At 72.7% G+C, this 23,684-nt stretch carries 19 protein-coding genes; 15 read left to right on the top strand and 4 right to left on the bottom strand.

Annotated elements, in window-relative coordinates; translation table 11 throughout:
* Positions 1-75: 75 nt before the first annotated feature.
* Together GCL84_RS24515 and eccE are read right to left on the bottom strand one after the other, a co-directional pair.
* Entirely contained in the window at positions 76-792 is a 717-nt protein-coding gene (locus GCL84_RS24515) for a hypothetical protein (RefSeq protein WP_156757905.1), read from the bottom strand.
* Positions 789-1,979: a type VII secretion protein EccE gene (gene eccE / locus GCL84_RS24510; RefSeq protein ID WP_197523489.1), complete on the bottom strand. Its 1,191-nt coding sequence runs from the start codon at positions 1,977-1,979 to the stop codon at positions 789-791. Before eccE ends, GCL84_RS24515 begins: the two co-directional genes overlap by 4 nt.
* Positions 1,980-2,568: 589 nt before the next feature.
* Between eccE and eccB the strand changes: the two genes are divergently transcribed.
* From eccB to GCL84_RS24490, 3 genes are all read left to right on the top strand, one after another.
* Positions 2,569-4,194, top strand: a complete 1,626-nt coding sequence (gene eccB, locus GCL84_RS24500; protein WP_156757904.1) for a type VII secretion protein EccB — start codon at positions 2,569-2,571, stop codon at positions 4,192-4,194.
* A gap of 79 nt (positions 4,195-4,273) precedes the next feature.
* A complete protein-coding gene (locus GCL84_RS24495; protein ID WP_156757903.1) occupies positions 4,274-4,588 on the top strand; it encodes a hypothetical protein in 315 nt (104 codons plus the stop codon).
* A gap of 11 nt (positions 4,589-4,599) precedes the next feature.
* Positions 4,600-5,898 carry a WXG100 family type VII secretion target gene (locus GCL84_RS24490; RefSeq protein WP_235926670.1) on the top strand — a complete coding sequence of 433 codons (1,299 nt, stop codon included), beginning with the start codon at positions 4,600-4,602 and terminating at the stop codon, positions 5,896-5,898.
* Between the two features lie 47 nt (positions 5,899-5,945).
* Here the strand turns inward: GCL84_RS24490 and mycP are convergent, their stop codons facing one another.
* Together mycP and eccD are read right to left on the bottom strand one after the other, a co-directional pair.
* Positions 5,946-7,376, bottom strand: coding sequence for a type VII secretion-associated serine protease mycosin (mycP, locus tag GCL84_RS24485; protein WP_156757902.1), 1,431 nt, complete (start codon positions 7,374-7,376; stop codon positions 5,946-5,948).
* Positions 7,376-8,767: a type VII secretion integral membrane protein EccD gene (eccD, locus tag GCL84_RS24480; RefSeq protein ID WP_156757901.1), complete on the bottom strand. Its 1,392-nt coding sequence runs from the start codon at positions 8,765-8,767 to the stop codon at positions 7,376-7,378. The genes mycP and eccD overlap by 1 nt, the downstream gene beginning before the upstream one ends.
* Positions 8,768-8,900: 133 nt before the next feature.
* On the opposite strand from eccD, the gene GCL84_RS24475 reads away from it, so the two are divergent.
* From GCL84_RS24475 to GCL84_RS24420, 12 genes are all read left to right on the top strand, one after another.
* Positions 8,901-9,587 (top strand): hypothetical protein, encoded by a 687-nt coding sequence (locus GCL84_RS24475; RefSeq protein ID WP_156757900.1) that lies wholly within the window; start codon positions 8,901-8,903, stop codon positions 9,585-9,587.
* 45 nt (positions 9,588-9,632) lie between these two features.
* On the top strand, positions 9,633-13,637 hold the full coding sequence (eccCa, locus tag GCL84_RS24470; RefSeq protein WP_156757899.1) for a type VII secretion protein EccCa: 4,005 nt from the start codon (positions 9,633-9,635) through the stop codon (positions 13,635-13,637).
* Between the two features lie 1,028 nt (positions 13,638-14,665).
* Positions 14,666-16,504 (top strand): type VII secretion-associated protein, encoded by a 1,839-nt coding sequence (locus GCL84_RS24465; protein WP_156757898.1) that lies wholly within the window; start codon positions 14,666-14,668, stop codon positions 16,502-16,504.
* Positions 16,505-16,527: 23 nt separating this feature from the next.
* A complete protein-coding gene (locus tag GCL84_RS24460; RefSeq protein WP_156757897.1) occupies positions 16,528-17,016 on the top strand; it encodes a hypothetical protein in 489 nt (162 codons plus the stop codon).
* A gap of 235 nt (positions 17,017-17,251) precedes the next feature.
* Positions 17,252-17,563 carry a WXG100 family type VII secretion target gene (locus GCL84_RS24455; protein ID WP_156757896.1) on the top strand — a complete coding sequence of 104 codons (312 nt, stop codon included), beginning with the start codon at positions 17,252-17,254 and terminating at the stop codon, positions 17,561-17,563.
* Positions 17,564-17,658: 95 nt separating this feature from the next.
* Positions 17,659-17,952 (top strand): WXG100 family type VII secretion target, encoded by a 294-nt coding sequence (locus GCL84_RS24450; protein ID WP_156757895.1) that lies wholly within the window; start codon positions 17,659-17,661, stop codon positions 17,950-17,952.
* 312 nt (positions 17,953-18,264) lie between these two features.
* Positions 18,265-18,708 carry a 50S ribosomal protein L13 gene (gene rplM / locus GCL84_RS24445; RefSeq protein WP_156757894.1) on the top strand — a complete coding sequence of 148 codons (444 nt, stop codon included), beginning with the start codon at positions 18,265-18,267 and terminating at the stop codon, positions 18,706-18,708.
* Between the two features lie 11 nt (positions 18,709-18,719).
* On the top strand, positions 18,720-19,343 hold the full coding sequence (gene rpsI, locus GCL84_RS24440) for a 30S ribosomal protein S9 (RefSeq protein WP_407924432.1): 624 nt from the start codon (positions 18,720-18,722) through the stop codon (positions 19,341-19,343).
* A gap of 112 nt (positions 19,344-19,455) precedes the next feature.
* Positions 19,456-20,790: a phosphoglucosamine mutase gene (gene glmM / locus GCL84_RS24435; RefSeq protein ID WP_156757893.1), complete on the top strand. Its 1,335-nt coding sequence runs from the start codon at positions 19,456-19,458 to the stop codon at positions 20,788-20,790.
* Positions 20,791-20,826: 36 nt separating this feature from the next.
* On the top strand, positions 20,827-21,003 hold the full coding sequence (locus GCL84_RS24430) for a hypothetical protein (protein WP_156757892.1): 177 nt from the start codon (positions 20,827-20,829) through the stop codon (positions 21,001-21,003).
* Positions 21,004-21,127: 124 nt separating this feature from the next.
* Entirely contained in the window at positions 21,128-21,451 is a 324-nt protein-coding gene (locus tag GCL84_RS24425) for a hypothetical protein (protein ID WP_156757891.1), read from the top strand.
* Positions 21,451-23,682, top strand: coding sequence for a hypothetical protein (locus tag GCL84_RS24420; protein WP_156757890.1), 2,232 nt, complete (start codon positions 21,451-21,453; stop codon positions 23,680-23,682). The genes GCL84_RS24425 and GCL84_RS24420 overlap by 1 nt, the downstream gene beginning before the upstream one ends.
* The last annotated feature ends 2 nt before the right edge of the window (positions 23,683-23,684 follow it).

Genomic DNA, 23,684 nt, shown 5'->3' with positions numbered 1-23,684 from the left:
CTGTCCCTTGGAGCTACACACTCCGCGGCTCCAAGGGACAGGCCCTATCTCACCCCACAGGGCCCCAGGGCACGCTCAATCACCCCGACGAACCGGCCCCAGAATCTGCTGCTCCTTAGCCGTGGTCACCAACCGCAGCGGCTTCCAGAGATTGCGCCCCAACGCCACCACCTGATCGTCAGCCAACGAGGTCAACTGCTGCACCATCGGCGGCGGCAGCCGCCAAATGCGTGCCGCCAACTGCGCCTGCCCCACCGGAAGCCGCTGCAACAGCACCAGATCCGCGGCATTGGCCGTGGCCCCGGCCTGCGGGTGCATGTAGGGCAGCACGTACACCGTCGTCTGCCACGGCGTCCGCGGCGGGAACAGCTCCTGCGGCGTCGGCCCACCGTCGTGCACCACCAGCAGCGGAGCGTCCTCAGACGGCCGCGGCAGCTCCACCGGGCTCAGCCTGCGGATCTGCACGAGCTGCTGGCCCTCGCCCGCCGCCTTCTGCAACATCTGCCACGCGCCCGGCCGCCCGGTGGCCACGACCACCCACGCGCCGACCGCCATCGCCCGCAGCGCCACCTGCCGCGCCAGGTACAGCCCGCCGACCAGCACGATCCTGGTCGCCGACGGCCGCAGCGCGGAGATCGTCAACGGCTCGCCCTGCATCCCGGAGCCCAGCACCATGCCGCCGCGGTCGCCCGAGGGGCTCACCGCGTCCAGCATGTCCGGGGTCACCAGGAACTCCGGGGCGATGCTCGCCGCGCTGCCCGTGGTGTCCAGCAGCCTGCTCGACCCGCTCATGCCCGTCCTCCCAGCGGAAGCGTCGCCGCCAACCCGGCCACCTGCAGGCCGCGCAGCGGGGTGAGGGTGATCCCGATTCGGTTCGAGATGCTGGTCAACCGGTCGTCGGCGAGCGCGAGCTCGTCGGGGTTGCGGGCGCTGACCCGCACCAGCCCGCGCAGGCCGACCTGGCCCTCGTCGGAGCCGGGGGAGATCGACATCGCCACCGTCGCCGACAGCGCGCGCACGCCCAGCAGCGCGTTGAGGCTCGTGGCCTGCTTGCCCTGCGGCCAGCCGGTGATGGCGTAGCTGGCGTGGCCGATGCCCGCCGCGGTCACCCCGGTCCACCGCTCGCGCAGGCTCACCTGGGTCTTGGAGCCCGCGACCCCGGTCAGCTCGGCCGAGGAGATCCCGGCGCGCAGCAGCTCGTCCGGGTCCAGCGGCCGGGTGGGCACCCCGCGCGACTCCAGCGCGTTGCGCACGCGCGACAGCGCGCCGATCAGCGCCCGGTGCGCGCCGACGACGCCGCCGCCGCGCTCGCGGACCGCGGCGGGGCAGCGGCGGGGGTCGAGCCGGACCGCGACCCAGGTCGTGCGCCGGGCGGCCGCGGGCAGCGGGCCGAGCACCTCCAGGTACGAGCCGAGGGCGGGGGAGTTCGGCGGCAGCGCCACGCTGCCCGGGTAGCAGTGCCAGATGACCTGGATGGCGTCGAGCACCACGCCCCGGTCCTCCAGGCAGGGCGCCAGCGCGCCCAGCGGCAGGCTCGGGGTCTGCCCGACCGCGCTCACCAGCGCCGGGGCCGGGTCGACCAGCAGGACCGCGGTCCAGGTGCCCTCGTGCCAGGCCAGGCCGACCGGCTTGCGCTCGTGGTCCTGGCTGTGCGCGACGACGAGGTCCGGCACCGCCAGCCGCAGCAGCGCCACCCTGGCGTCGTCCGGCCCGGTCACCGACGGGCCGTCGTCGGCGGCGAGCTGCTCCTCCATCGTCGCGGTGTTCTCGGTGAGCTTCGTCTGCCGCGCGTGCGAGCGGAACGTGTAGCGCGTGGTCAGCCCGATCCACTGGGTGAACCAGCGCCCGCGCCACCGCAGGAACGCCAGCACCAGCGCCACGACCACCACGCCGATGGCGACGTAGACCAGGTCGAGGTCGACCGCCAGCAGCACGAGCCCGATCGCGACGCCGACCTCGAGCACCACCAGGTTCAGCACCGGCAGCGAGCCCAGGCTCGCCCCGCGCGTGCGCCTGCGCGCCGAGACCCGCGCCTTCGGGGCCTCGGGCGTCCCGCCCGGGCGCCCGCCGTCGCCGGACGGCCCGCCGGGGCCCCCAGGACCGTTCGGCCCCTTGCCACCGGGCCCACCGGGCCCACCAGGGCCGCTCGGCCCACCGGGTCCACCGGGCCCGCCAGGGCTGCTCGGCCCACCGGGTCCACCGGGCCCGCCAGGGCCGCTCGGCCCACCAGGCCCGCCGGGTCCGGGACCGGGCCTGCCGGGGCCACCGGGTCCTGGCGGACCACCGGGCCTGCCGCTGGGCCCACCCGGACCACCCGGGCCCGCGGGACCGACAGGTCTGCCCGGCCCGCCGGGTCCGCCCGGCCGCTGCGGTGGTCCAGGTGGGGTCCTGCCGTGTCCCGGCGGAGTGGTCGCCACGGTCATCCGATCGGTCTCTTCCCCTCGCGAAGCTTGCTGGCCTGCGCGAACCCGGGGTTTGTCCACAGGTTGGCGCAAGAGCCGCGTACGGCCGAGGCCATGGGTCTATCCTGCGGAACGGTACCGCGACGGGGAGAGCAGCAGGCCGAGAATGCCATCAACACCAACGACGAAGTCTCAGGTCCAGGCATACCGCTTCGTGCTGCGCCGAATGCAGTCGGCACTGGTGCGCAAGGACGCGGTGATGCTCCACGACCCGATGCGCACCCACTCCAGGGCGACGATCGTGGGCGCCTGCCTGGCGGCGATCGCGTGCATCGGCTTCCTGGTCTGGGGGCTGCTGTCGCCCTCGGGCAAGCTGCCGGACCAGGACAGCATCATTATCGGCAAGCCATCGGGTGCGGTCTACGTCTACTGGAAGGACACGCCCCAGGGTGAGGTGCTCGTCCCGACGTTCAACCTCGCCTCGGCGCGGCTGCTGATGCTCGCCCGCTCCAGCGGCGGCCAGAGCGGTCCCGGCAGCAACACCGACGCGGGCGGCGCCACCACCGCGGTCCAGGGCACGGAGATCGTCGACGACAGCAAGCTCGTCGGCGTCCCCCGCGACCGGCTGACCGGCATCCAGGACGGCCCGCAGTTCCTCCCCGGGGGCGAGGGCGAGCGGATCGGCGCGAACTGGGCGGTGTGCGACACCTACAAGCTCGACCCGTCGCTGAACAACCCGGCCTCGGAGAACGAGATCGAGACGACCGTCCTCGGCGGCGTCCCCGACCTCGGCCGCGAGCTGGCGCGCAACGAGGGGCTGCTGGTCACCGAGCCGGAGTCGAAGAAGACCTACCTCGTCTACCGCACCCCGACCACGGCCAACCTGCCCAACGCCAACACGGTCCGGGCCGAGGTCGACATGACCAACGGCAGCACCAAGTCGGCGTTGAAGATCGACGGCGACGGCCTGAGCCGCCAGATCACCCCCGGCCTGCTCAACGCCATCCCCGCTGTCTCCCCGCTCGCCGCGCCTGACATCCCGAACCGGGGAAAGTCCGTCGAGAACGGCTTCGTCGTGGGCGACGTCGTGGAGGTCCAGCGCGCGGGGACGGGCTACGACTACTTCGCGATCCTCGACGGCGGCGCCCAGCAGGTGAAGCGCAGCACCGCCGACCTGATCCGCTGGGCGGGCGGCAAGCAGGCCGAGATCGAGCGCATCCCGCCGGAGCAGCTCCCCGCCAACCGCAACCTCGACGTCATCGACGACAGCAGCTTCCCCGAGGACCTGGTCGAGGTGCTCACCCCGGAGAACCTCCCGGTCGCCTGCCTGGGCTGGGGCCTGGTCGGCTCGGGTGAGACCGCCGACCAGCAGACCAAGGTGCACGTGGGCACCACGCTGCCGATGCCGCCGAAGGAGGAGGGCAAGCCCGCGCCGCGACCGGTCAAGATCAGCACCACCGGCTCGTCCGGCGTCCGCATCGAGTCCTTCGTGATGCCCGCGGGCAAGGCGGCCGTCGTGCGCGGCTCGACCAATCCGCAGAACTTCCAAACGGGTCCGATCTACCTGGTCTCCGACCGCGGGGTGAAGTACGGCGTCCAGGACGCCCGCACCGCCGCCACACTCGGTCTGGCCAACCAGTTGCCCGCTCCGGACGCGATCATGCAGTTGCTGCCCAACGGCGCCCAGCTCAACACCAGCGACGTCCTGCAGACCTACGACTCGGTGCCGGTCGAGCCGGGCGAGTTCCCGTCGCCGAGCGGGGCCAACGCCGCCCCGGGTGGCGGGGGCTGATCGGCGGTCCCGGGAACCGGCCGATCCCGACTACCGTCACACCGGTGACGACGCCCGTGTGAGCGAGGAGGTGCGGCCGGTGGCCACGATCAGGGTCGACCCGGCCTGGGTCGGTCAGTACGCGTCCAACGTGCACGACGCGGCCGAGGTCCTGGCCGAGGGCGGCCAGGTCATGCGGACCGCGCCGCTGACGGCGGACTCCTTCGGCAGCCTCGGCAAGACCGTTCGCGTGTCCGAGTCGTACCTGCGCGCGGCCGAGGTGCTGCGCGCCCAGTTGACCCGCGGCGTCGAGGCGTTGCAGTCGGCGGCGACCGGCCTGGACGGGGTCGCGAAGCAGTACCAGAGCTCCGACGACGACGGCGTCGCCTCCATCAACCGCAGCGGCCAGGCCTGAGAGGGGCGACCATGCGCACGCGAGAGCCCGCCGACGGCGAGGCGGGCCTGTCCCGCATCAGCGGCTCCCTCGACGGCTGGCCGACCGGGGGGATCGCCTCCGCGCTCGACGGCGACGCGACCGCCCTGGCCCGCGTCGACGCCCGCCCCGCGGTCGCGGACCCGTTGGCCGCCGCCGAACGGGCGGTCGCCGAGCTGGCCGCGGCCGTCAACGGCGTGCCCGTGCCGAGCCCGCGGCCGAGCCAGGCCCAGGGCGGTCCGGACGGCGCGCAGATCCAGTCGCGCATCTCGGCCCACCTGGACCTGCTCAGCAAGCTCGCCGCCGAGCTGGGCATCCCCGACCCGGTGCAGGAGTACTTCTCCCCGGTCGTCGGCCGGTGGAGCGACCTGCACGCCGAGGCCGACCGCTGGCGCTCGGTCGGCGCGGTCGCCGAGGTCGTCACGCAGTACCTCACCCAGCCCCTCGGCGGCCTCGACGCCGCCTGGCAGGGCGCGGACGCCGAGTCGTTCATCGAGTACATGAACCGGATCGGCCTCGCGGGCCACGACATGGCCGACGCCATGATCACCATGGGCGAGGTCCTCGACGTCACCGCGGACGGCCTGCGCCGGATCGTCGACGAGTTGGCCACGGTGATGGTGGAGATGGCCGAGGTCGCCGCGCAGGCCATGTCCGGCGCCGTGCAGGGGGAGGAGCGCACCCGCCAGTACCTCGAGCAGATGCGCCGCCCCACCCGCGAGCTGTTCGAGGCCACCCGCCAGGTCCTCGACGCCTTCGTCCGCATGTGCGAGGGCGTCGACGGCTCCCAGGTCTTCGACAAGATCACCATGGCGCACGCCTTCCCCGAGGACAACTGGTCGTTGTCCGCTCCCGAGGTCTCCGGCGTCGCCGTCCCGGGGGGTTCCGGGGCCGACCTCGACACCGGTGTCTCGCCTGCGGCCTTGGACTCCCCCGGTGGTGGCGCGGGTGCGGGTGGCGGCGGTTTCGGTGGCGGTGGCGCCGGCCTTGGTGGCAGCGCGGGGTCGGGCGCGGCGGCAGCGCCCATGAGCACCGGGGCCACCACCGGCGTGGGCGAAGCGCCGCCCACCAAGGGCGGTGGCTTGCCGACAGGCGGCGCCGCGCCTGCCGCCGCCGCTGGTGGCGCGGGTGGGCGGGGGATGATGGGTGGGATGCCCATGGGCGGGATGATGGGCGGGGCCCAGGGGGCGGGCGGCAACGAGCACAAGGCTCGTACGAAGGTCTCCGGCAACCCGGAGGACATCTTCGGCAAGCCCGCCAAGGCCAGCCCTTCAGTGATCGGTGACGACTGAAGCAGGCCAGGTGGGGCTCGGGGGTGTTCTCGCCACCCCCCGGCGCTTCAGACCGCTTCGCTTCCACGCCGGTTGCGCCGCACCGTGTGCACGACGAACAACGTCAACAGCAACAGCACCACAGCCCCGGCCGACCCGATGATCGCCACCTGCGTGGGCGCCCAGTTCTTGTTGTTCGGCGGCGGCAGCACGGCCTTCACGTTCAGGTTCTCGTCCGCCTTGATGCCCAGTTCGCTCGGGATCGTCGCCGTCAGCGCGGCCATCGGGTTGATCATCCCGTAGCCGATCCGGTTGTCCCGGCCGCCGGGGGCGGCGGGGTGCAGGGCGGTGCTGGTGATGCGGTCCACGACCGCCCTGGCGTCGAGTCCTTTGTGGTAGGACCGGATCAGCGCCGCCAGGCCCGCCACGTACGGGGCGGCGAAGCTGGTGCCCTGGATCTGCTGGGCCTGCTGCTGGCCGGGGAGGAACTGCTGGTTCACCAGCCCGTTCGGGTCGGTGGGGTCCAGCGAGATGATCTCGGTGCCGGGGGCGGCGACGGTCACCCAGGGGCCGGGGATGGAGAACTCGGCCGGGTCGCCGTTGTCCCTGACGGCGGCCACCGAGATGACGTACTCCGAGAACCAGGGGGGCATGACCAGGTGGGACGGGCGCTCGGGGTTGCCGGTGTTGACCCCGGCCGAGCAGTCCTCGCCGTTGTTGCCCGCCGAGGCGACCAGCACCACGTCCTTCTGCTCGAAGGCGTAGCGCAGTGCCGACTGCAGGTTCTTCTCCGCGGGCCTGATCGGCCCGCCCGTGACCGGCCTGCAGTTGTCGACCGACATGTTGATGACCTTGGCGCCCTGCTCGGCGGCTGAGACGACCGCTTGGGCGAGGGTGTCCAGGGTGCCCGCGGGCTCCTCCTGCGTCTGGCCGTTCGGCTGTTGCCGCTGCCCGCTGTAGTTCGCGCTGGACTGGCGGATCGACAGGATCTCCGCGCCGGGGGCGATGCCGATGAACCCGATCCCGCTGTCCTTGGGCGGGTTGGCCGCGATGATGCCCGCGACCTCGGTGCCGTGGCCGTCGCAGTCGAGCATCCCGTTGCGCTCGTCGGTCCTGACGAAGTCGCCGCCGCCGCGGGCGTTGAGCCAGTTGTGCGGGTTGACGCCGGTGTCGATCACGCCGACCAGCACGCCCTCGCCGCGGCTGAAGGTGTGCAGCTCGTCGAACTGCATCTCCAGTTGGCCCCACGGCTTGTTCTTGAGGTCCGTCTGCTTGCCCGGGGCGGCGGTGATGCAGGCGACCTTGCGCTCGTAGGGGATGTCCGGCGCGGTGCCGGTGGGCACCGGGTAGTTCGGCTCCAGCGGCGGCGGTGTGGCCATCGAGTCCGGCTCCTGCTCGCCCGACGGCGTGGGCTGCGACTGCGCCGCGGCCGGGGCCGGGGGCAGGGAGACCGCGATGAGCGCGGCGGCGACCACCGCCCCGAACCGCCTGCCGCGCATCAGAGGTTCACCTGCCGCAGGCTGGTGTAGAGCTCCATCACCGCCAGGGCCAGTGGCAGGACCACGGCGATGCACACCGCCTCGATGATCTCCACGGTGCGCCGCAGCGGCGGGGAGAAGCGCTGTTCGGGGAAGACCACGCCGAGCACCAGCGCCGCCGCCGCCAGCAGCACCAGCGAGCCGAACACCCACAGCAGCCGGTCGAAGGTGTCCGCGCCCATCAGCCAGCCGATGGCGATGCCCACCGCCGACAGCATGCCGGTGGCCAGCAGGGCGATCGCCTGGCTGCCGTTGGCGTAGGTGCGGCCGCGCAGCAGCAGCACCAGCGTGGCCACCACGCCGAGGATGACGCCCCACACCGTCGGGGAGCCCGCGCTGACGATCGCGCCGGTGGCCGCGGCGGCGCCGCAGCCGATGATCATGCCGGTCATGTACTCGTGTGCCAGACCCGCGCGCCGCTCGATGGAGCGGTAGTCCGGGAAGCCGGTGTCCTCCTTGAGGTCCTCGGCCGAGCCCGGCACGTTCGGCAGCGGCAGCCGCGCGAGCTGGATGGTCAGCCGGGGCAGCACCGACAGCGCGGCCAGCGCGACCGCCACGGTGCCCGCGGCGATGCCCGCCGCCGGGTGGTCCACCAGGGTCGCCACGGTGAAGGCCACCACGCCCAGCAGCGCGGCCGACCCGGCCGCCACGAACGTGGTCACCCCCGCGCCGATCAGCATGATCGACGCCGAGGACACGATCAGCACCAGCGCGCTGGCCAGCAGCAGGCTGGGCCTGCCCAGCTCGCCCGGCACGATGTGCAGCCCGCTGACGAAGGCCATCGGCAGCCCGCCAGCCGCGGCGATCAGCACGCCGGTGGTCCGCGCCTGGTAGCTGCGCGCCAGCACCGCGCCCAGCACGACGAACACGATCGCCGCCGCACCGCCGGTGATCGCGGGCGGCAGGTTGCCGCCGCCGCCCAGCGGGCCCGACAGCAGCACGGTGACCGCGGCGAGCACCAGTGTCAGCGTGCCCGCGATGTGGCCGATCCGGTTGGCCGTCTCCTTGGTCCACGGCCGGTAGCTGTCCGGCGACGACTCCGCGATGGCGTCCACCACGTCGTCGAACAGCGGGTCCGGCGGGTTCTCGGCGCGCTTGCGCAGTTGCAGCATGTCGCCGTCGACGACGCCGAGCGAACCCAGCGTGCGCGCCGGGTCCAGCGGCGAGCCGCCGAGCTTGGCCAGGCACCAGCCGCCGTGGCGGGCCCCGCCGTCGGCGCTGACCTCCTTGGCCATCTCCAGCAGCATCGGCAGCAGGTCGGCCACCGAGACGTCCGCCGGGAGGGCCACGTCGATGCGCGTCCTCGGTGCCACCACCGTCACCCGGCTGAACACGGTCGTGCCGCTCGCCACCGCCTGCCCCCTCAGTTGTCCACAGGTAACGCCGGACCGACCTCGGGCCGGCGCGCTTCGGTCCTAGTATGGCCGCACCGGTGCCGCCGAGTCCGGCGGTCCGGATAAGTCGCCGAGCACGGGGGTGGGGCGCATGCCGACACGAGCGGTCTACCGCTTGCTGGGGGTCTTCGCCGTCCTGGCCTCGATCGGGCTCGCGGTGTACCTGTCCTGGGTCACGCGCTCGCCCGGGGCCGCGCTGCCCGCCCTGGTGTACCTGGCCGCCACCGCCGTGCTGGTGTGGAGCCCGAGCGGCCACGCCCTGCCGGACCGGGTCGCCCTCGGCCTGGTCCTGGTCTCGGGCGCGGTCACGGCCATGCTCGTGCTGTCGCTGTCCGGTGATCGCGGCCTGGCCCCGCTGGCGTTCGGGACCGTGTTCCTGCTCGCCGCCGCCGCGCTGCTGGTCGGGTCCGGGGTGACGGCGGGCGGCCTGCCCCGGGTGCAGGCGGTGCTGCCGGTGGTGGCGGTGGCCCTGGCGGGCGTGGTCGCGGTGTGGCGGCTGGTCGCCGAGTCCGGCGACCCGTCCGCGTTGTGGCACGGCTGCCTGCTCCTGCTGGCGGCGGTGGTGTTCTTGGCAGGCCGCCACGCGGCGGGGCCGGGGCGCTTCGCCGTCGGCGCCGCCGTGTGCGCGCTGTCGGTGGCCGTCGTGTACTTCCTCGCGGTGTCCGCGGGCGGGGCCGTGCCCGTGGCGCTGGGCGCGGTGTTCGTCGCGGCGCTGGTCGGGTCGCTCCCGGCCGCCCGTTCCGCCGAACCGGTCGGATCGCCGACCGCGGAGCGGTAGCGTCAACTCCCTAGCAGCAAATCGAGTCGAAGAGGTGTCCGTCCGGTGAGCACGCTGCAGTTCAAGCGTTCGCCCCGCCTAGCCGCGCCGCGGCAGCCCGGCGGCGAGGTCCACCTCGAACCGCCACCCGAGGTACCGCGCGTCATCCCCGGCAGCGTCCTGCTCAAGATGCTCCCGGTGGTCATGATCGTCGCCTCGGTCGGAATGATGATCTTCATGTTCACCACGACCAGGAGCCCCATGTCGCTGATGTTCGGCGGCATGTTCCTGCTGTCGACCGTGGGCATGATGGCGGGCGGCATGGGTGGCCGGGGCGGTGGCCAGAAGAAGGCCGAGATGAACGAGGACCGCAAGGACTACCTGCGCTACCTCGGCCAGATGCGCGACCGCGCCCGCGAGGCCTCGCTGGACCAGCGCGCGTCCCTGGAGTGGACCCACCCCGACCCGCAGGCGCTGTGGTCGATCGCCACCAGCCGCCGGATGTGGGAGCGCCGCCAGGCCGACCCCGACTTCTGCCACCTGCGCGCCGGTCGCGGCTCGCAGCGGCTGGCCACCCGGCTCGTCCCGCCGCAGACCGGCCCGGTCGACGAGCTGGAGCCGATCGCCACGCTGGCGCTGCGCCGGTTCGTCCGCGCGCACTCGATCGTGCCCGAGCTGCCGATCCAGGTCGCCGTCCGCGGGTTCGCCGCCGTGGGCATCACCGGGGACAAGGACCAGGCCCGCGGCCTGGCCCGCGCGCTCATCGCCCAGTTGGTCACCTTCCACACCCCCGACGACGTGCTGGTCGCCGTGGTCACCTCCGGCAAGGCCAAGGCCGAGTGGGAGTGGGCCAAGTGGCTGCCGCACAGCCAGCACCCCACGCTGCTCGACGGCATCGGGCAGCTCCGGATGATGGCCGGGTCGCTGCACCAGATCGAGGAGTGGCTCGACGAGGAGCTGCGCGACCGGCCGCGGTTCACCCGCAACGCCCCGCCGCAGCCCGACCAGCCGCACGTCGTGGTGGTCATCGATGACGGCGAGATCACCCGCGAGGAACAGATCCTGCTGGAAGAGGGTCTGGTCGGGGTCACCCTGCTCGACCTGTCGGAGTCGCTGGGCAACCTCACCGCCCGCCGCGGCCTGCGGCTGGTCGTCGAGGGCGACCGGCTCGGCGCGCGCAGCGCGTCCGGTGTGGAGTGGTTCGCCTCCCCGGACACGCTGTCGGTCGCCGAGGCCGAGGCGCTGGCGCGCAAGCTCGCGCCGTACCGGGTGGGCGCCGCGGCGGCCGACTCCGGCGACGAGGAGCCGCTGCTGTCCAACCCGACGCTGCTGGAGCTGCTGGGCATCCCCGGCGACCCGATGACCTTCGACGTGCAGCAGGCGTGGCGGCCCCGGCCGGTGCGTGACCGCTACCGGGTCCCGTTCGGCGTCGGCGAGTTCGGCCAGGCCGTCGAGCTCGACATCAAGGAAGCGGCCATGGAGGGCATGGGCCCGCACGGCCTGTGCATCGGCGCGACCGGCTCCGGCAAGTCGGAGTTCCTGCGCACCCTGGTGCTGGGGATGCTGGCCACGCACTCGTCGACGACGCTGAACTTCATCCTCGTCGACTTCAAGGGTGGCGCGACCTTCCTCGGCCTCGACAGCGCCCCGCACGTCGCCGCGACGATCACCAACCTGCAGGGCGACCTGACCCTGGTCGACCGCATGAAGGACGCGCTGGCCGGTGAGATGAACCGGCGCCAGGAGGCGCTCAAGAACGGCGGCAACTTCAAGAACGTGTGGGAGTACGAGAAGGCCCGCGAGAACGGCGCCGACCTCGACCCGCTGCCCGCGCTGTTCATCGTCGTCGACGAGTTCTCCGAGCTGCTCTCGGCCAAGCCGGACTTCATCGACCTGTTCGTCGCGATCGGGCGGCTGGGCCGGTCGCTGCAGATGCACATGCTGCTCGCCTCGCAGCGCCTGGAGGAGGGCAAGCTGCGCGGCCTGGACTCGCACCTGTCCTACCGCATCGGCCTCAAGACCTTCTCCGCCGCGGAGTCCCGGGCGGCCATCGGCGTGCCGGACGCGTTCGAGCTGCCCTCGATCCCCGGCTCGGGCTACCTCAAGTTCGACACCTCGACCATGCACCGGTTCAAGGCCGCCTACGTCTCCGGGCCCTACCGCCCGGCGGGCATGCAGGCCGCGGGGCCGGTGGCCGCGGTCAGCGGCGACCGGCGGGCGAAGCTGTTCGTCCCGGACTACGTCGAGATCCCCAAGGAGCCGGAGAAGCCGGTCGCGGCGATCGCCGAGCCGAAGAAGCCCGACCAGCCCACCGAGGCCTCCGAGCTCGACGTGATCGTGCAGCGGCTGATCGGGCAGGGCCCGATGGCGCACGAGGTGTGGCTGCCGCCGCTGGACTACCCCGACACCCTCGACACGATGCTGCCGCCGCTGCAGACCACCGAGGACCGGGGCCTGTCCTCGGTCGGGTTCTTCGGCGCCGGGCGGCTGCAGGTGCCGCTGGGCATCGTCGACAAGCCCTACGAGCAGCGCCGGGACCTGCTCTGGGCCGACTTCTCCGGTGCGGCGGGCCACGGCGCGGTCGTCGGCGGGCCGCAGTCGGGCAAGTCGATGCTGCTGCGCACGCTGGTCATGTCGATGGCGCTGACGCACACCCCCGAGGAGGTCCAGTTCTACTGCCTCGACCTCGGTGGCGGCACGATGGGCCCGATGGAGAAGCTGCCGCACGTCGGCGGTGTCGCGGGCCGCATCGACCCGGACAAGGCGCGCCGGATGGTCGCCGAGGTCTCCGGGCTCGTCGCCGAGCGCGAGCAGCGCTTCCGCGACCTGGGCATCGACTCGATGACCGACTTCCGCGCCCGCAAGCGGCAGGGCGGCTTGCGCGAGGACCCGTTCGGCGACGTGTTCCTGCTCGTCGACGGCTGGTTGAACTTCCGCCAGGAGTTCGAGTCGCTGGAGATGCAGGTCGTCAACCTGGCCGCGCAGGGCCTGTCCTTCGGCATCCACGTGGTGGTGGCGGCCAACCGGTGGGCCGAGATCCGCCCCGCGCTCAAGGACCTGCTCGGCACCCGGTTCGAGCTGCGCCTCGGCGACCCCAGCGAGTCCGATGTGGACCGCCGGGTGGCGGTCAACGTCCCGTCCGGGCGCCCCGGCCGCGGCCTGACCCGCGACAAGCTGCACTTCCTCACCGGCCTGCCGCGCATCGACGGTGCCAACGTCGACAAGGCCGACCGGGTGGAGACGGTGGCCGCGGGCGTGCAGGACGCGGTGGCCAAGATCAACGCGGGCTGGCGCGGCAGGCACGCGCCCAAGGTCCGGCTGCTGCCCGAGGTGCTGCCCTACGAGGACCTCATCGCCCAGGACACCCGCAAGGACAGCAAGCTCATCCCGATCGGCGTCGACGAGAACGACCTGGCCCCGGTCTACCTCGACTTCGAGGCCGAGCCGCACTTCCTGGCGTTCTCCGACGGCGAGTCCGGCAAGACCAACCTGCTGCGCACGATCGTGCGCGGCATCACCGAGCGCTACACGCCCAAGGAAGCCCTGATCATCCTGGTGGACTACCGCCGGACGATGCTCGGCTTCATCGACAGCGGCCACCTGCTCAGCTACGCGGTCTCGTCCAACCAGCTCGGCGACATGATCAAGGACGTCAAGGGGTCGATGACCAAGCGGCTGCCCGGCCCCGACGTCACCCAGGACGAGCTCCGCAACCGCTCCTGGTGGAAGGGCCCGGAGCTGTTCCTCATCGTCGACGACTACGACCTCGTCGCCCCGCAGGGCAACAACCCGCTGCAACCGCTGGCCGAGTTCCTGCCGCAGGCCAAGGACGTCGGCCTGCACGTGGTCGCCGTCCGCCGCACCGGCGGCGCCAGCCGGGCCATGTTCGACCCGGTCCTGGGCAAGCTCCGCGAGATCGCCACCCCCGGCATCGTCGGCTCGGGCAGCCGGGACGAGGGCGCCCTGCTCGGCACGGTCAAGCCCAGCGCGCTGCCGCCGGGCCGAGGCACCCTGGTCAGCCGCAAGACGGGCCAGTCCCTCATGCACATCGCCTGGATCCCGCCGGACTGACCGGCCGGTCCGACCACCCCCGCTGCCCGCCGCTCCCCGCGGCGGGCAGCGGCGTTCCCAGCCCACCCACGGGACCCGCCCGGGCCACCGCCCCCCTCGACGCCGCTGCCGGGGGCCGGTCCGCAGCTTCCCCACGACCGGTGACTGCCGCTCGACGCGGCGCGACCTCGCCCCACCACCGACACGCGCTTGGCTCACGTCACCCGCCCCGGAGATCCTGGACGCCGGCCTGGTGCAAGCGCTGGCCCGCACGCGCGGCCGGTGCCGAGCCCCGCCACCGGGCCAAACGCCCGCTTGCTCGGCGTGGATCGTGTTGGTCCCGCAACGCTCCGGCGGATCGCCCTGCCGTGGGCTGGCCCGCAGCTTCCCCACGGCCGCGGCCAGCGCCCGACCGTGACCGCTGATCCGCCCCGACGACCCCGGGTGGCGGACTGGTTCAGGTGTTGGCCCGCACGCGCGGCAGGGCGGGTTCGCGGCCGAGCCCCACCGCCGGGCTGGGCGGGATCGCGCCAGTCCTCGCTTCCACACGACCGCGTCAAACCCCCGACCGGTGACCGTTGATCCACTCCACCGCTCGCGCCTGGCGCGCACTTGGTTCGCGTCATCCGCCCCGACGACCCCGGGTGGCGGACTGGTTCAGGTGTTGGCCGCACGCGCGGCAAGGCGGGTTCGCGGCCGAGCCTCACCGCCGGGCTGGGCGGGATCGCGCCAGTCCTCGCTTCCACACGACCGCGTCAAACCCCCGACCGCTGATCCGCCCCACCGCCCGGCTGTCCCAGGTGGCGGACGGGTTCGCGTGCTGGCCCACGCGCGCGGCGGGTTCGCGACCTATGCCGGGTGCACCACCGAGGCCGGGCGTGCGCCCGGCCCCGGTGTGGATCGCGTTCCAGTGGTTCGGGCGGTCGGCCTGCAGTGGCTTCCTGCCGCTCGTCGGGCGTGGAAAACACCCGGGTGCGCCACGTCTGAGCTGGGACGGGCTTGCCCGCGGCACGTAGGGTGACCTCCGGAGCCGAGTCGGAGGGTGGGCCGTGGGGCTGCGCGTTGCGGTGGACTTCGGGACCTCGAGCACCTGCGTCGCGATCGCCGTCGACGGCAGGGAGCCGCAGGTCGTGGTGATCGACGGCCAGCCCCTGCTGCGGTCGGCCGTCTACGTGGGCGCTGACGGCACGCTGTTCGTCGGGCAGGAGGCCGAGCGGCAGGCGGCGCTCGACCCTTCGCGCTACGAGCCGCACCCCAAACGGCGCGTCGACGAGGGCGAGCTGCTGCTCGGTGACACCGTGCTGCCGGTCCGGGCGGTGTTCCGGGCCGTGCTCAGCCGGGCGGTGCGGGAGGCGCGGCGGGTCGCGGGCGGGGCGCCGGTCGACCAGCTCGTGCTCACCCACCCCGCCGACTGGGGCGCCGTGCGGACCGCTGTCCTGGCCGAGTCCGCCGCGGGGCTGGGCCAGCGGCTGGTGCTGGTGCCCGAGCCGGTGGCCGCCGCGGTGTTCCACGCCGCCCGGTTCCCGGGGGCGCCGCAACAGGCCCTGGCCGTGCTCGACGTCGGCGGCGGAACGGTGGACGTGAGCATCGTGGCCCCGGCCGGGACCGGGTTCACCGTGCTCGCCGCCAAGGGTGACCCGTCGTTCGGCGGGGCCGACGTCGACCAGTCGCTGATGGACCACATCGGCTCCCGGACCGGGCGCCCCGAGGACTGGCGCGAGCTGGTCGAGGGGCGCGACCTGGCCGAGCGCAGGCGGCGGCGGGTGCTGCGCCAGGACGTGCGCGACGCCAAGGAGACGCTGTCCCGCCACCCCTACACCGACGTGCCGCTGCCCTCGCCGTTCCCCGACGCGCACGTCACCCGCGACGACCTCGAGGCCCTCATCGCCGCCCCGGTCGGCCGCGCGGCCGACCTCGTGGTCGCGGCGCTGGCCGAGGCCGGGCTGGCGGCCACCGACCTCACCGGGCTGTTCCTCGTCGGCGGCGCGAGCCGCATCCCGATGGTGGCCAGGGTCGCCGCCGAGCGCACCGGCGTCGTCCCGGTGACCCTCGACCAACCCGAGACCGTCGTCGCCAGGGGAGCCCTGCTGGCCACCCAGACCCCCGCCCAGCCCCCCACCCAACCCCGCTTCCCCGTCCCGCCCCGAGACCACCCGCGCGGCTCCACCACCCCCTGGCCCACCGCGCCCCCCGGCCGACCCCCCACCCCCGGACCAAGATCATCCGGCCCTGGGGACCCCCGATTTCAACGTTACCCAGGGGCACTGACAAACCAGGCCGACCGAGACGGGGTTGTCCACAGGCGAGCTGACCACCCACAGGCCGACCACCCGCGGGTCCAGCGCCGCTCCCGCACCGGGCCGCTGGTCGCGGGTGGGGCCGTCCTGCTCGCCGCCGCGGTCGTCGTCGGCCTGGTGGTCGTGCTGGGGCGCGGGGGACCGGCGGACCCCGGTCGGGTGATCGCCCAGTACGAGTACCGCTTCGCCCTGCCCGCGGGCTGGACCCAGACCGGCGGCGACCCCGCTCTGCTGCGCACCGAGATCAAGCCCCAGGACGCCCTCGACGGCGAGGACCGGATCCTGGTTGAGGAGAAGCGGCTCAGCTTCGACAGCGGCGCCGACCGGGCCAGGGCGGTGGAGAAGCTGCGCGGCGACTACGAGGCCGCCGAGGGCGCGCTGACCGACTTCGCCGACTCCGGGGCGTTCGCGGGCAAGTCGGTTGTGCGCTACCGCGAACGGCTGGGCGCCTCGGGCGCTACCGTCGACTGGTACGTCCTGTTCGAGGGCAGCACCCAGGTCAGCGTCGGTTGCCAGCACACCGACCCCGGCCGCGACCTGGTCCAGGGCGCCTGCGCGGAGGTGGTCCGGTCGCTGGTCGTCACCGGCTGACCGGACCAGGAGGAGGGGTGGCGATGAGCGCGCCGAACGAGGGGTTCGCCGAGGCGGCCGCCCGGTTCCGGGCCGATGTGTCGGCAGCGGTGACCCGGGCCAGCCGAGCCTCGGCCGAGGCCAGGGACCAGGTGGCGAAGTTCCGCGCGGAGAACAGCGCGCTGGCCGCCCGCGCTCGCGACGGTCAGCTCAAGGTCGGTGCCGACCAGGTCACCGACCCGGCCGCGCGCGAGCGGGCCGCCCAGTGGCGCCGCGATCGCGGCCTGCCCGTCGACGAGTACCCGCCGGCCGCCGCCCTCGTCGCGGCCCCGGCCCCACCGCCGCCCGCGCCGCCGGAGGACGACGAGGAGGAGCGCGAGACCGTCGTCATCGAGCGCGACGAGCCGCGCCCGCAGCCCGCCCCCGAGCCCCCCGCCGCGGAGTCCGCGGAGCCCGAGCCGACCCCGGCCCGGCGCGGCGAGGACGACGACGACTACTTCGCCGACCAGCAGATCCTGCTCGAGGGCGGCTGATTCCCGCGCCGCGTCGCGAACGCACACGGCGACTTCGCAACCGCGAAGTCGCCGTTGTCGACACCGGCTGCCCGCACCGGCTCTGACCTGCTGGTTCCCGACCGTGGCGTTTACGGGAGCAACTGCTTGCGGGTAAGTCGCACAAGGACGGAACCGAACCTGGCAGGGTCATCGTCGTAAGCGGCGTACGAACGAAGAACGCGTACGACCCACTACCAACCAGGGGGTTCTCCCAATGTCCGGTTACGGAATCACGCCCGAAGAGATGGCCAAGGCCGCCCTCGACGTCGACAAGGTCAACGAGGAGTCGCAGGCCGCGCTGAAGACCCTCGGCAGCAACCTCGACCCGCTGCGCGACAACTGGAAGGGCCAGGCCTCCACCGCGTTCAACACCCTGATGGTGCGCTACAACGAGGACGCCAAGAAGCTGCACGACGCGCTGCAGGCGATCTCGGAGCAGCTCAAGGAGTCGAACACCGCGTACGTGCGCCAGGAGGAGGAGTCCTCCTCCTCGATGTCCACCATCGCGAACGCCCTGGGTGGCTGAGTCCAGCTCTCGCTGGCACCGCGCGGCCCGCGCTTCGGCGGGCGGCTGATTTCACTGCTTGAGACCTGACAGACTTAAGACTTAGGGAGAACTCCATGTCCGGCGACATGATCAAGGTCAATTTCGCGGAGGTCGCCAACGCCTCCAACGCCCTGTCCTCCACCTCCTCGCAGCTCGAGGGCCTGCTGGGCGACCTCAAGTCGCGCCTGGCCCCGCTGGCGGCCGGCTACACCGGTTCCGCGTCCGAGGCGTGGAACGCCAAGCAGGCCCAGTGGGACCGCGCCTACGACGAGCTCAAGCAGGTCCTGAGCAGCATCGCCGTCGCGGTGCAGCAGGCGGGCGAGAACTACGAGGCGACCGAGAAGGCCAACGCCAACCGCTGGTCGTGACGCGTGCCGCCTCGTGCGGCGACAGAGCATGAACCCCCCGAACGGGGCCCCGGCGCACCGGGGCCCCGTTCGGGATTTCGGGGGTTGTGGTCCAACTCACCCGAAAGCGTTTGCCGGAGTGCTCCGGAGGGGGCGGTTTTGACCCCCTCAAACCCACCCGGTATCTTCTTACGTTGTTGTGCGGCGCGGGGCGTGAAGCTCGACTGGTCGAATGCGAGTCGAGTGGCGTTGCGCGCCCCTGGTTGGACCAGAACTGTCCAGGGGTGAGGCCCGCACAGGCACCCACACGCATGTTGACGATGAGGTAGACCCGTGCCCACGTACAGCCCTAAGCCTGGCGAGATCGAGCGCGCCTGGCACGTGATCGATGCCGAGGACGTGGTGCTCGGCCGTCTCGCCACCCACGTCGCGACTTTGCTCCGCGGCAAGCACAAGCCGACCTTCGCCCCGCACATGGACAGTGGCGACTTCGTCGTCATCGTCAACGCGGAGAAGGTCGTGCTGACCGGCAACAAGCGGGACCAGGCGTTCGCCTACCGCCACAGCGGTTACCCCGGCGGCCTGCGCAAGCGGTCGTTCGGCGAGCTGCTCGACACCCGCCCCGACCGGCTTCTCGAGAAGGTCGTCAAGGGCATGCTCCCCAAGAACAAGCTCGGCCGCGCGCAGGGCAAGAAGCTCAAGGTCTACGCAGGCCCGGAGCACCCGCACGCCGCCCAGCAGCCCAAGCCGTTCGAGATTGCGAAGGTCGCCAAGTGAGCGAGGACGCCGTGACCACCCCCGAGACCGACGAGGCCACGGCCGCCGTCGAGGTCGACGAGACCCCCGCCGCTGAGGTGCCCGCGGAGGCCGACGCCACCGCGGAGACCGACGCCCCGGCTGAGGCCGAGGCTGACGCCCCGGTCGAGGCGGCTGACGCCCCGGTCGAGTACGACACCGCCGAGGGCGATGTCGACGGTGCTGTCGACGGCGACGTCGAGGCCGCTCCGGCGCTGCCCCGCCTCGGCGCCGAGACCGCGCAGACCGTCGGCCGCCGCAAGCAGGCCATCGTCCGGGTGCGCATCACCCCGGGCAGCGGCCAGTTCACGCTGAACGGCAAGTCGCTCGAGGAGTACTTCCCGAACAAGGTGCACCAGCAGCTCATCCGCGAGCCTCTGGTGATCACCGAGAAGCCGGAGTCGTTCGACATCCGCGCGAACCTGCACGGCGGCGGCATCACCGGCCAGGCCGGTGCGCTGCGCCTGGCGATCGCCCGCGCGCTGATCGAGCTGGACATCGAGGACCGCCCGGTCCTGAAGAAGGCAGGCTTCCTGACCCGTGACCCGCGGGCCAAGGAGCGCAAGAAGTACGGCCTGAAGAAGGCCCGCAAGGCGCCTCAGTACAGCAAGCGCTGACCTGGAGCACGACCCGGAGGGAGCGGTGGGTGTCAACCTGCCGCTCCCTTCGGCGTCTCCTCAACCCCCTTCTACTCGCCCCCAGTCCCCACCGCAGCGGAGGATGCACCCCATGGCACGCCTGTTCGGCACCGACGGAATCCGGGGGCTGGCGAACCGCGAGCTGACCCCCGAGCTCGCGCTGTCGGTCGCCGCCGCCGCTGCCGCCGTGCTGGCCCCGGAGGACGGCGCGCACCGCCCGGTCGCCGTGGTCGGCCGCGATCCGCGCGCCAGCGGCGAGATGCTGCAATCGGCCGTGTGCGCCGGGCTGGCCGCCGCGGGCGCCGACGTCCTGCAGGTCGGCGTGCTGCCCACGCCGGGCGTGGCGTACCTGGTCGGCGCGCTCAACGCCGACCTGGGCGTGATGATCTCGGCCTCGCACAACCCGATGCCCGACAACGGCATCAAGATCTTCGCTGCGGGCGGGCACAAGCTCGACGACGCGGTCGAGGACGCCATCGAAGCGGCCATCGCCGCCCCGGCGCCGCGGCCCACCGGGGCCGGGGTCGGCCGCGTCTACGACATCACCGACGCCCACGACCGCTACGTCGCGCACCTGCTGGCGTCCATCCCCAACCGGCTCGACGGCCTCAAGGTCGTCGTCGACTGCGCCAACGGCGCCGCCTGGGCCGCCGCCCCGCAGGCCTACCGCGAGGCGGGCGCCGAGGTCATCGCCATCAACGCGCTGCCGGACGGCGAGAACATCAACGACGGCTGCGGCTCCACCCACCTCGAGCCGCTGCGCGCCGCCGTCCTGGCCGAGGGCGCCGACCTGGGCATCGCCCACGACGGCGACGCCGACCGCTGCCTGGCCGTCGACGCCGCGGGCGAGGTCATCGACGGCGACCAGATCATGGCCGTGCTGGCGCTGGCCCTGCGCGAGTCCGGCGAACTGGTCGACGACACCCTGGTCATCACCGTCATGAGCAACCTCGGCCTGCACATCGCCATGCGCGAGGCAGGCGTCAAGCTCCGCAGCACCGCCGTGGGCGACCGCTACGTCCTCGAGGAACTGCGCGGCGCGGGCCTGGCCCTGGGCGGCGAGCAGTCCGGCCACGTCGTCCTCCCCGCCTACGCCACCACCGGCGACGGCCTCCTCACCGCCATGCGCCTGATGGCCCGCATCGCCGCCACCGGCAAACCCATCGCCGACCTCGCGGCCGTCATGCGCAAACTCCCCCAGGTCCTGATCAACGTCAAGGTCGCCGACAAGGCCACCGTCGCCGCCTCCCCCGTCGTCGGCGCCGCCGTCACCGAGGTGGAGACCGAACTGGGCGCCACCGGCCGCGTCCTGCTCCGCCCCTCCGGCACCGAACAGCTCGTCCGCGTCATGGTCGAGGCCCAGACCCAGGCCATCGCCCAGTCCTGCGCCGACCGCCTGGCAGCGGTCGTCTCCGCCGCGAGCTGAGCCCAAAGCGACACCCGATCAGGTTAGGGTCGAGGCGTGTCCCTGGGTATCACCGAGATCATCATCGTCCTCGTCCTCGTCGGCGTGCCGGTCCTCGTCGCTGTACTCCTGTCGCGAAGGGGCAAAACCCCGCCACCGGGCCAACAGCACTGGCCGCAGGACCAGTACCCGCAGCAGGGCCAGTACCCGCCTGGCCAGCAGCCGCCGGGTTAGCCTGAACGGGGCTTCGCCTGCGCAAATAGGCCGTTCGGCGGTGGCGCCGTGGTGCGGCTCGGTAGGTTCGGTCCTACTGGGGCGCCCGCGGGGGCCGAGTTTGATCAGGGGGTAAGGGGGAACCATGGCCATCGACGAGACGATGGAGATGGACCACGAGGCCGTGACGGCGATCGGCCGGGATGTCGCCGATCTCGCGGTCTCATTGCAGGAAGTGCAGCGCTACGCGACCGGCGACGGGCTGGCGCAGGAGCACTTCGGGGGCACACCAGACGGCGCCGCGGCGTTCCAGGCGTTCAACGGCGTCGTGCAGCGCCTCGCCGCCTCGGTGGGCAAGGCCCAGCAGTTCTGCGCCGAGGCCGCGCAGCGGATCACTGACTCCGCCAAGTCCACCGACGCGACCGATGTGGACAACGCCTGGGGCGTCACCAAGTCGGGCGGTGCCTGATGACCGGACGCTTCAGCCACGAGATCCAGGACGCGCTCACCACGCCCGCCGACGTGCGGGCCGAGCACCACTCCGAGGCCGTCCTGACCAAGGGCCTCGACTCCTTCACCAAGATGATGGGCCCGGAGAACCTCGGTTTCCTCTACGACAAGTGGCGCAACCACCCGGCCGCCCGGCCCTCGGACAAGTCCAGGTGGCACAGTCAGCCGGTCTACGGCCAGGGCCACCAGGAGAAGACCGAGCCAGGTGGCGGCCTCTACCAGCTCAGGATCATCAACTGGGGCATGCTGGAGGGCGCCAAGGGGCGCTTGGACAATCTGGTCAAGGCCGCTGGCGGCCTCGACGGCTCGGCGGGCGCGGTCGTCGGCAAGCTCCAGGGGGCGTGGACCAGCGGCGCGGGCGACCTCGCCGTCGGCAAGTTCAATGAGCTGCGCTCCGCCTCTCAGGAATACGCCACCCAGCTCAGCCAACTGCGCGACCACATGGCGGGCGCCAGCCAGGCCACCCTGGACGTCGTCCAGAAGCTGGCCAGTTTCCCGTCGCAGAGCGACGTCGGCGGCAAGCCGCTGGTCGACCGCTACACCTCGCTGGGTGGCGGTGAGGGCGGCGGCGCGGAGGTTCGTGGCGACCTCAGCCGCTACATAGATGAGATGGAAATAGCTCTTCGTAATGGTCGACTGACGAACTACTGGCCGTTCGACCATGAAGTCATCCCCGACGGCAGGCACTACGGAGAGGGCCAAACAGTTTCGGTTACCACTGACTCGCTTCGTAAGCCGGGCGAGGTCTACCTCATCGATGGCAACAACCGGTGGGCCAACGAGATCTGCAATGAGCTGGACCAGTTCTGCGAGTGCTACTTCCTCACCATCGGCAACTTCCGCCGCCGGATCGAGGAGGCCGTCAAGTCGGTCACCGAGGCGTGGGACACGCTCAACTCCGCGGCGATGACCATGTCCGCCGACCCGTTCGGCAAGCTCAGCCTGTCCGGCGCGTCCGAGCCCGCGCAGGACGGCGGTGGCGAGAAGAAGCCGGACAGCCGCGGTGGTGGTCGTGACACCGGCGGCCCGACCACCGGGACCGGAGGCGGCGACCAGGCGATGCCCAAGCCGCCCCCCACCCCGGAACCGCCGAAGATGCCCGAGACGCCCGAGCCCCCGGAGATGCCGGAGCCGCCGGAGGCTGCCACCGACCCCGCGGCCGAGCTGGACGGGCTCACCGGTGAGCCCGGTCAGGGCAAGCCCGAGACGGTCACCATCACCGAGGGCGACCGCGAGATCTCCGTGTCCAGCCCGGACGGGCAGGGGCACGTCAAGGTCACCGTGGACGACGGGACCGGCCAGCCCAAGACCTATGACCTGGACTTCGGCACGGCCACCCCCGAGGGGCAGCAGCCCGGCGGGTTCGGCCCGGACGGTAAGCCGATCGACCCGCTCACCGGGGGCGCGCAGACACCCGCGGAGCAGGTCGTGGCGGGTCCGGACGGCAAGGCCGTGATCCAGGACGGCGACACGACGATCACCGCGGAGCGGTCCCCGGACACGCCGGACACCATCAAGGTGACCGTCGACGACGGCACCGGCGCCCCGCAGAGCTACACGATGGACTTCGGCCAGGAGAGCACCGGCCAGCCCGACGCCACGGCTCAGCCCGACGCCACAGCTCAGCAGGCGACGCCCGGCAGCGGCCAGGAGCAAACCCCCACCCGCCGTCCGGAGGCCCAGCCCGCGGCCGCGCAGTGGTCCGGGCCCGAGCAAGGGCAGCAGGCCCAGCCCGCCACGGCCCAGTGGTCCGGTCAGGGAGAGCCCCAGGTCGCCGCCCAGCAGACCTCCGACGAGTACGGCAGCACCCGCCCCTCGAGCGTCTCGACGCCCTTCGACGGCGCGAACGGCCAGGCAGGCGGCTTCCTGCCCGATGACCAGGCGGGCGGGCAGAGCGGCGGCTCCGAGTCTCAGGGCGCCGACCGGGACTCCGGTGACGTGCGCGCTGCGGGGGCCGGTGAAGCCAGGATCGCCACCGCGGGCGGAGCCGCGTCCGCGGACGCGGACGGTCCTGCGGGCAGTGGCATGGGTGGCGGGATGATGGGTGGAATGGGCGGCGCCGGTGGCGGTGGCGGTGGCGGCGAATCTGAGCGCTCCCCGTCCGTGTGGCGCACGGTCGGCAACCTGTTCGACGACGACGACGATGACGTCGTGCTGCGGGCGGGCGACTCGATCGGCGGGGGTCGGTGACC

It is taken from the genome of Actinokineospora pegani, from assembly GCF_009745975.1.
Classification (GTDB): domain Bacteria; phylum Actinomycetota; class Actinomycetes; order Mycobacteriales; family Pseudonocardiaceae; genus Actinokineospora; species Actinokineospora pegani.
This window is presented reverse-complemented; position numbering and strand designations above follow the sequence as displayed.

Bases quoted from the DNA above. Each gene is read 5' to 3' on its own strand.
- GCL84_RS24420 (WP_156757890.1), top strand. From the start codon at position 21,451: ATGACCGGACGCTTCAGCCACGAGATCCAGGACGCGCTCACCACGCCC.
- mycP (WP_156757902.1), bottom strand. From the start codon at position 7,376: ATGCGCGGCAGGCGGTTCGGGGCGGTGGTCGCCGCCGCGCTCATCGCG.
- glmM (WP_156757893.1), top strand. From the start codon at position 19,456: ATGGCACGCCTGTTCGGCACCGACGGAATCCGGGGGCTGGCGAACCGC.
- eccB (WP_156757904.1), top strand. From the start codon at position 2,569: ATGCCATCAACACCAACGACGAAGTCTCAGGTCCAGGCATACCGCTTC.
- GCL84_RS24475 (WP_156757900.1), top strand. From the start codon at position 8,901: ATGCCGACACGAGCGGTCTACCGCTTGCTGGGGGTCTTCGCCGTCCTG.
- GCL84_RS24460 (WP_156757897.1), top strand. From the start codon at position 16,528: ATGAGCGCGCCGAACGAGGGGTTCGCCGAGGCGGCCGCCCGGTTCCGG.
- GCL84_RS24450 (WP_156757895.1), top strand. From the start codon at position 17,659: ATGTCCGGCGACATGATCAAGGTCAATTTCGCGGAGGTCGCCAACGCC.
- GCL84_RS24455 (WP_156757896.1), top strand. From the start codon at position 17,252: ATGTCCGGTTACGGAATCACGCCCGAAGAGATGGCCAAGGCCGCCCTC.
- GCL84_RS24425 (WP_156757891.1), top strand. From the start codon at position 21,128: ATGGCCATCGACGAGACGATGGAGATGGACCACGAGGCCGTGACGGCG.
- GCL84_RS24490 (WP_235926670.1), top strand. From the start codon at position 4,600: ATGCGCACGCGAGAGCCCGCCGACGGCGAGGCGGGCCTGTCCCGCATC.
- GCL84_RS24515 (WP_156757905.1), bottom strand. From the start codon at position 792: ATGAGCGGGTCGAGCAGGCTGCTGGACACCACGGGCAGCGCGGCGAGC.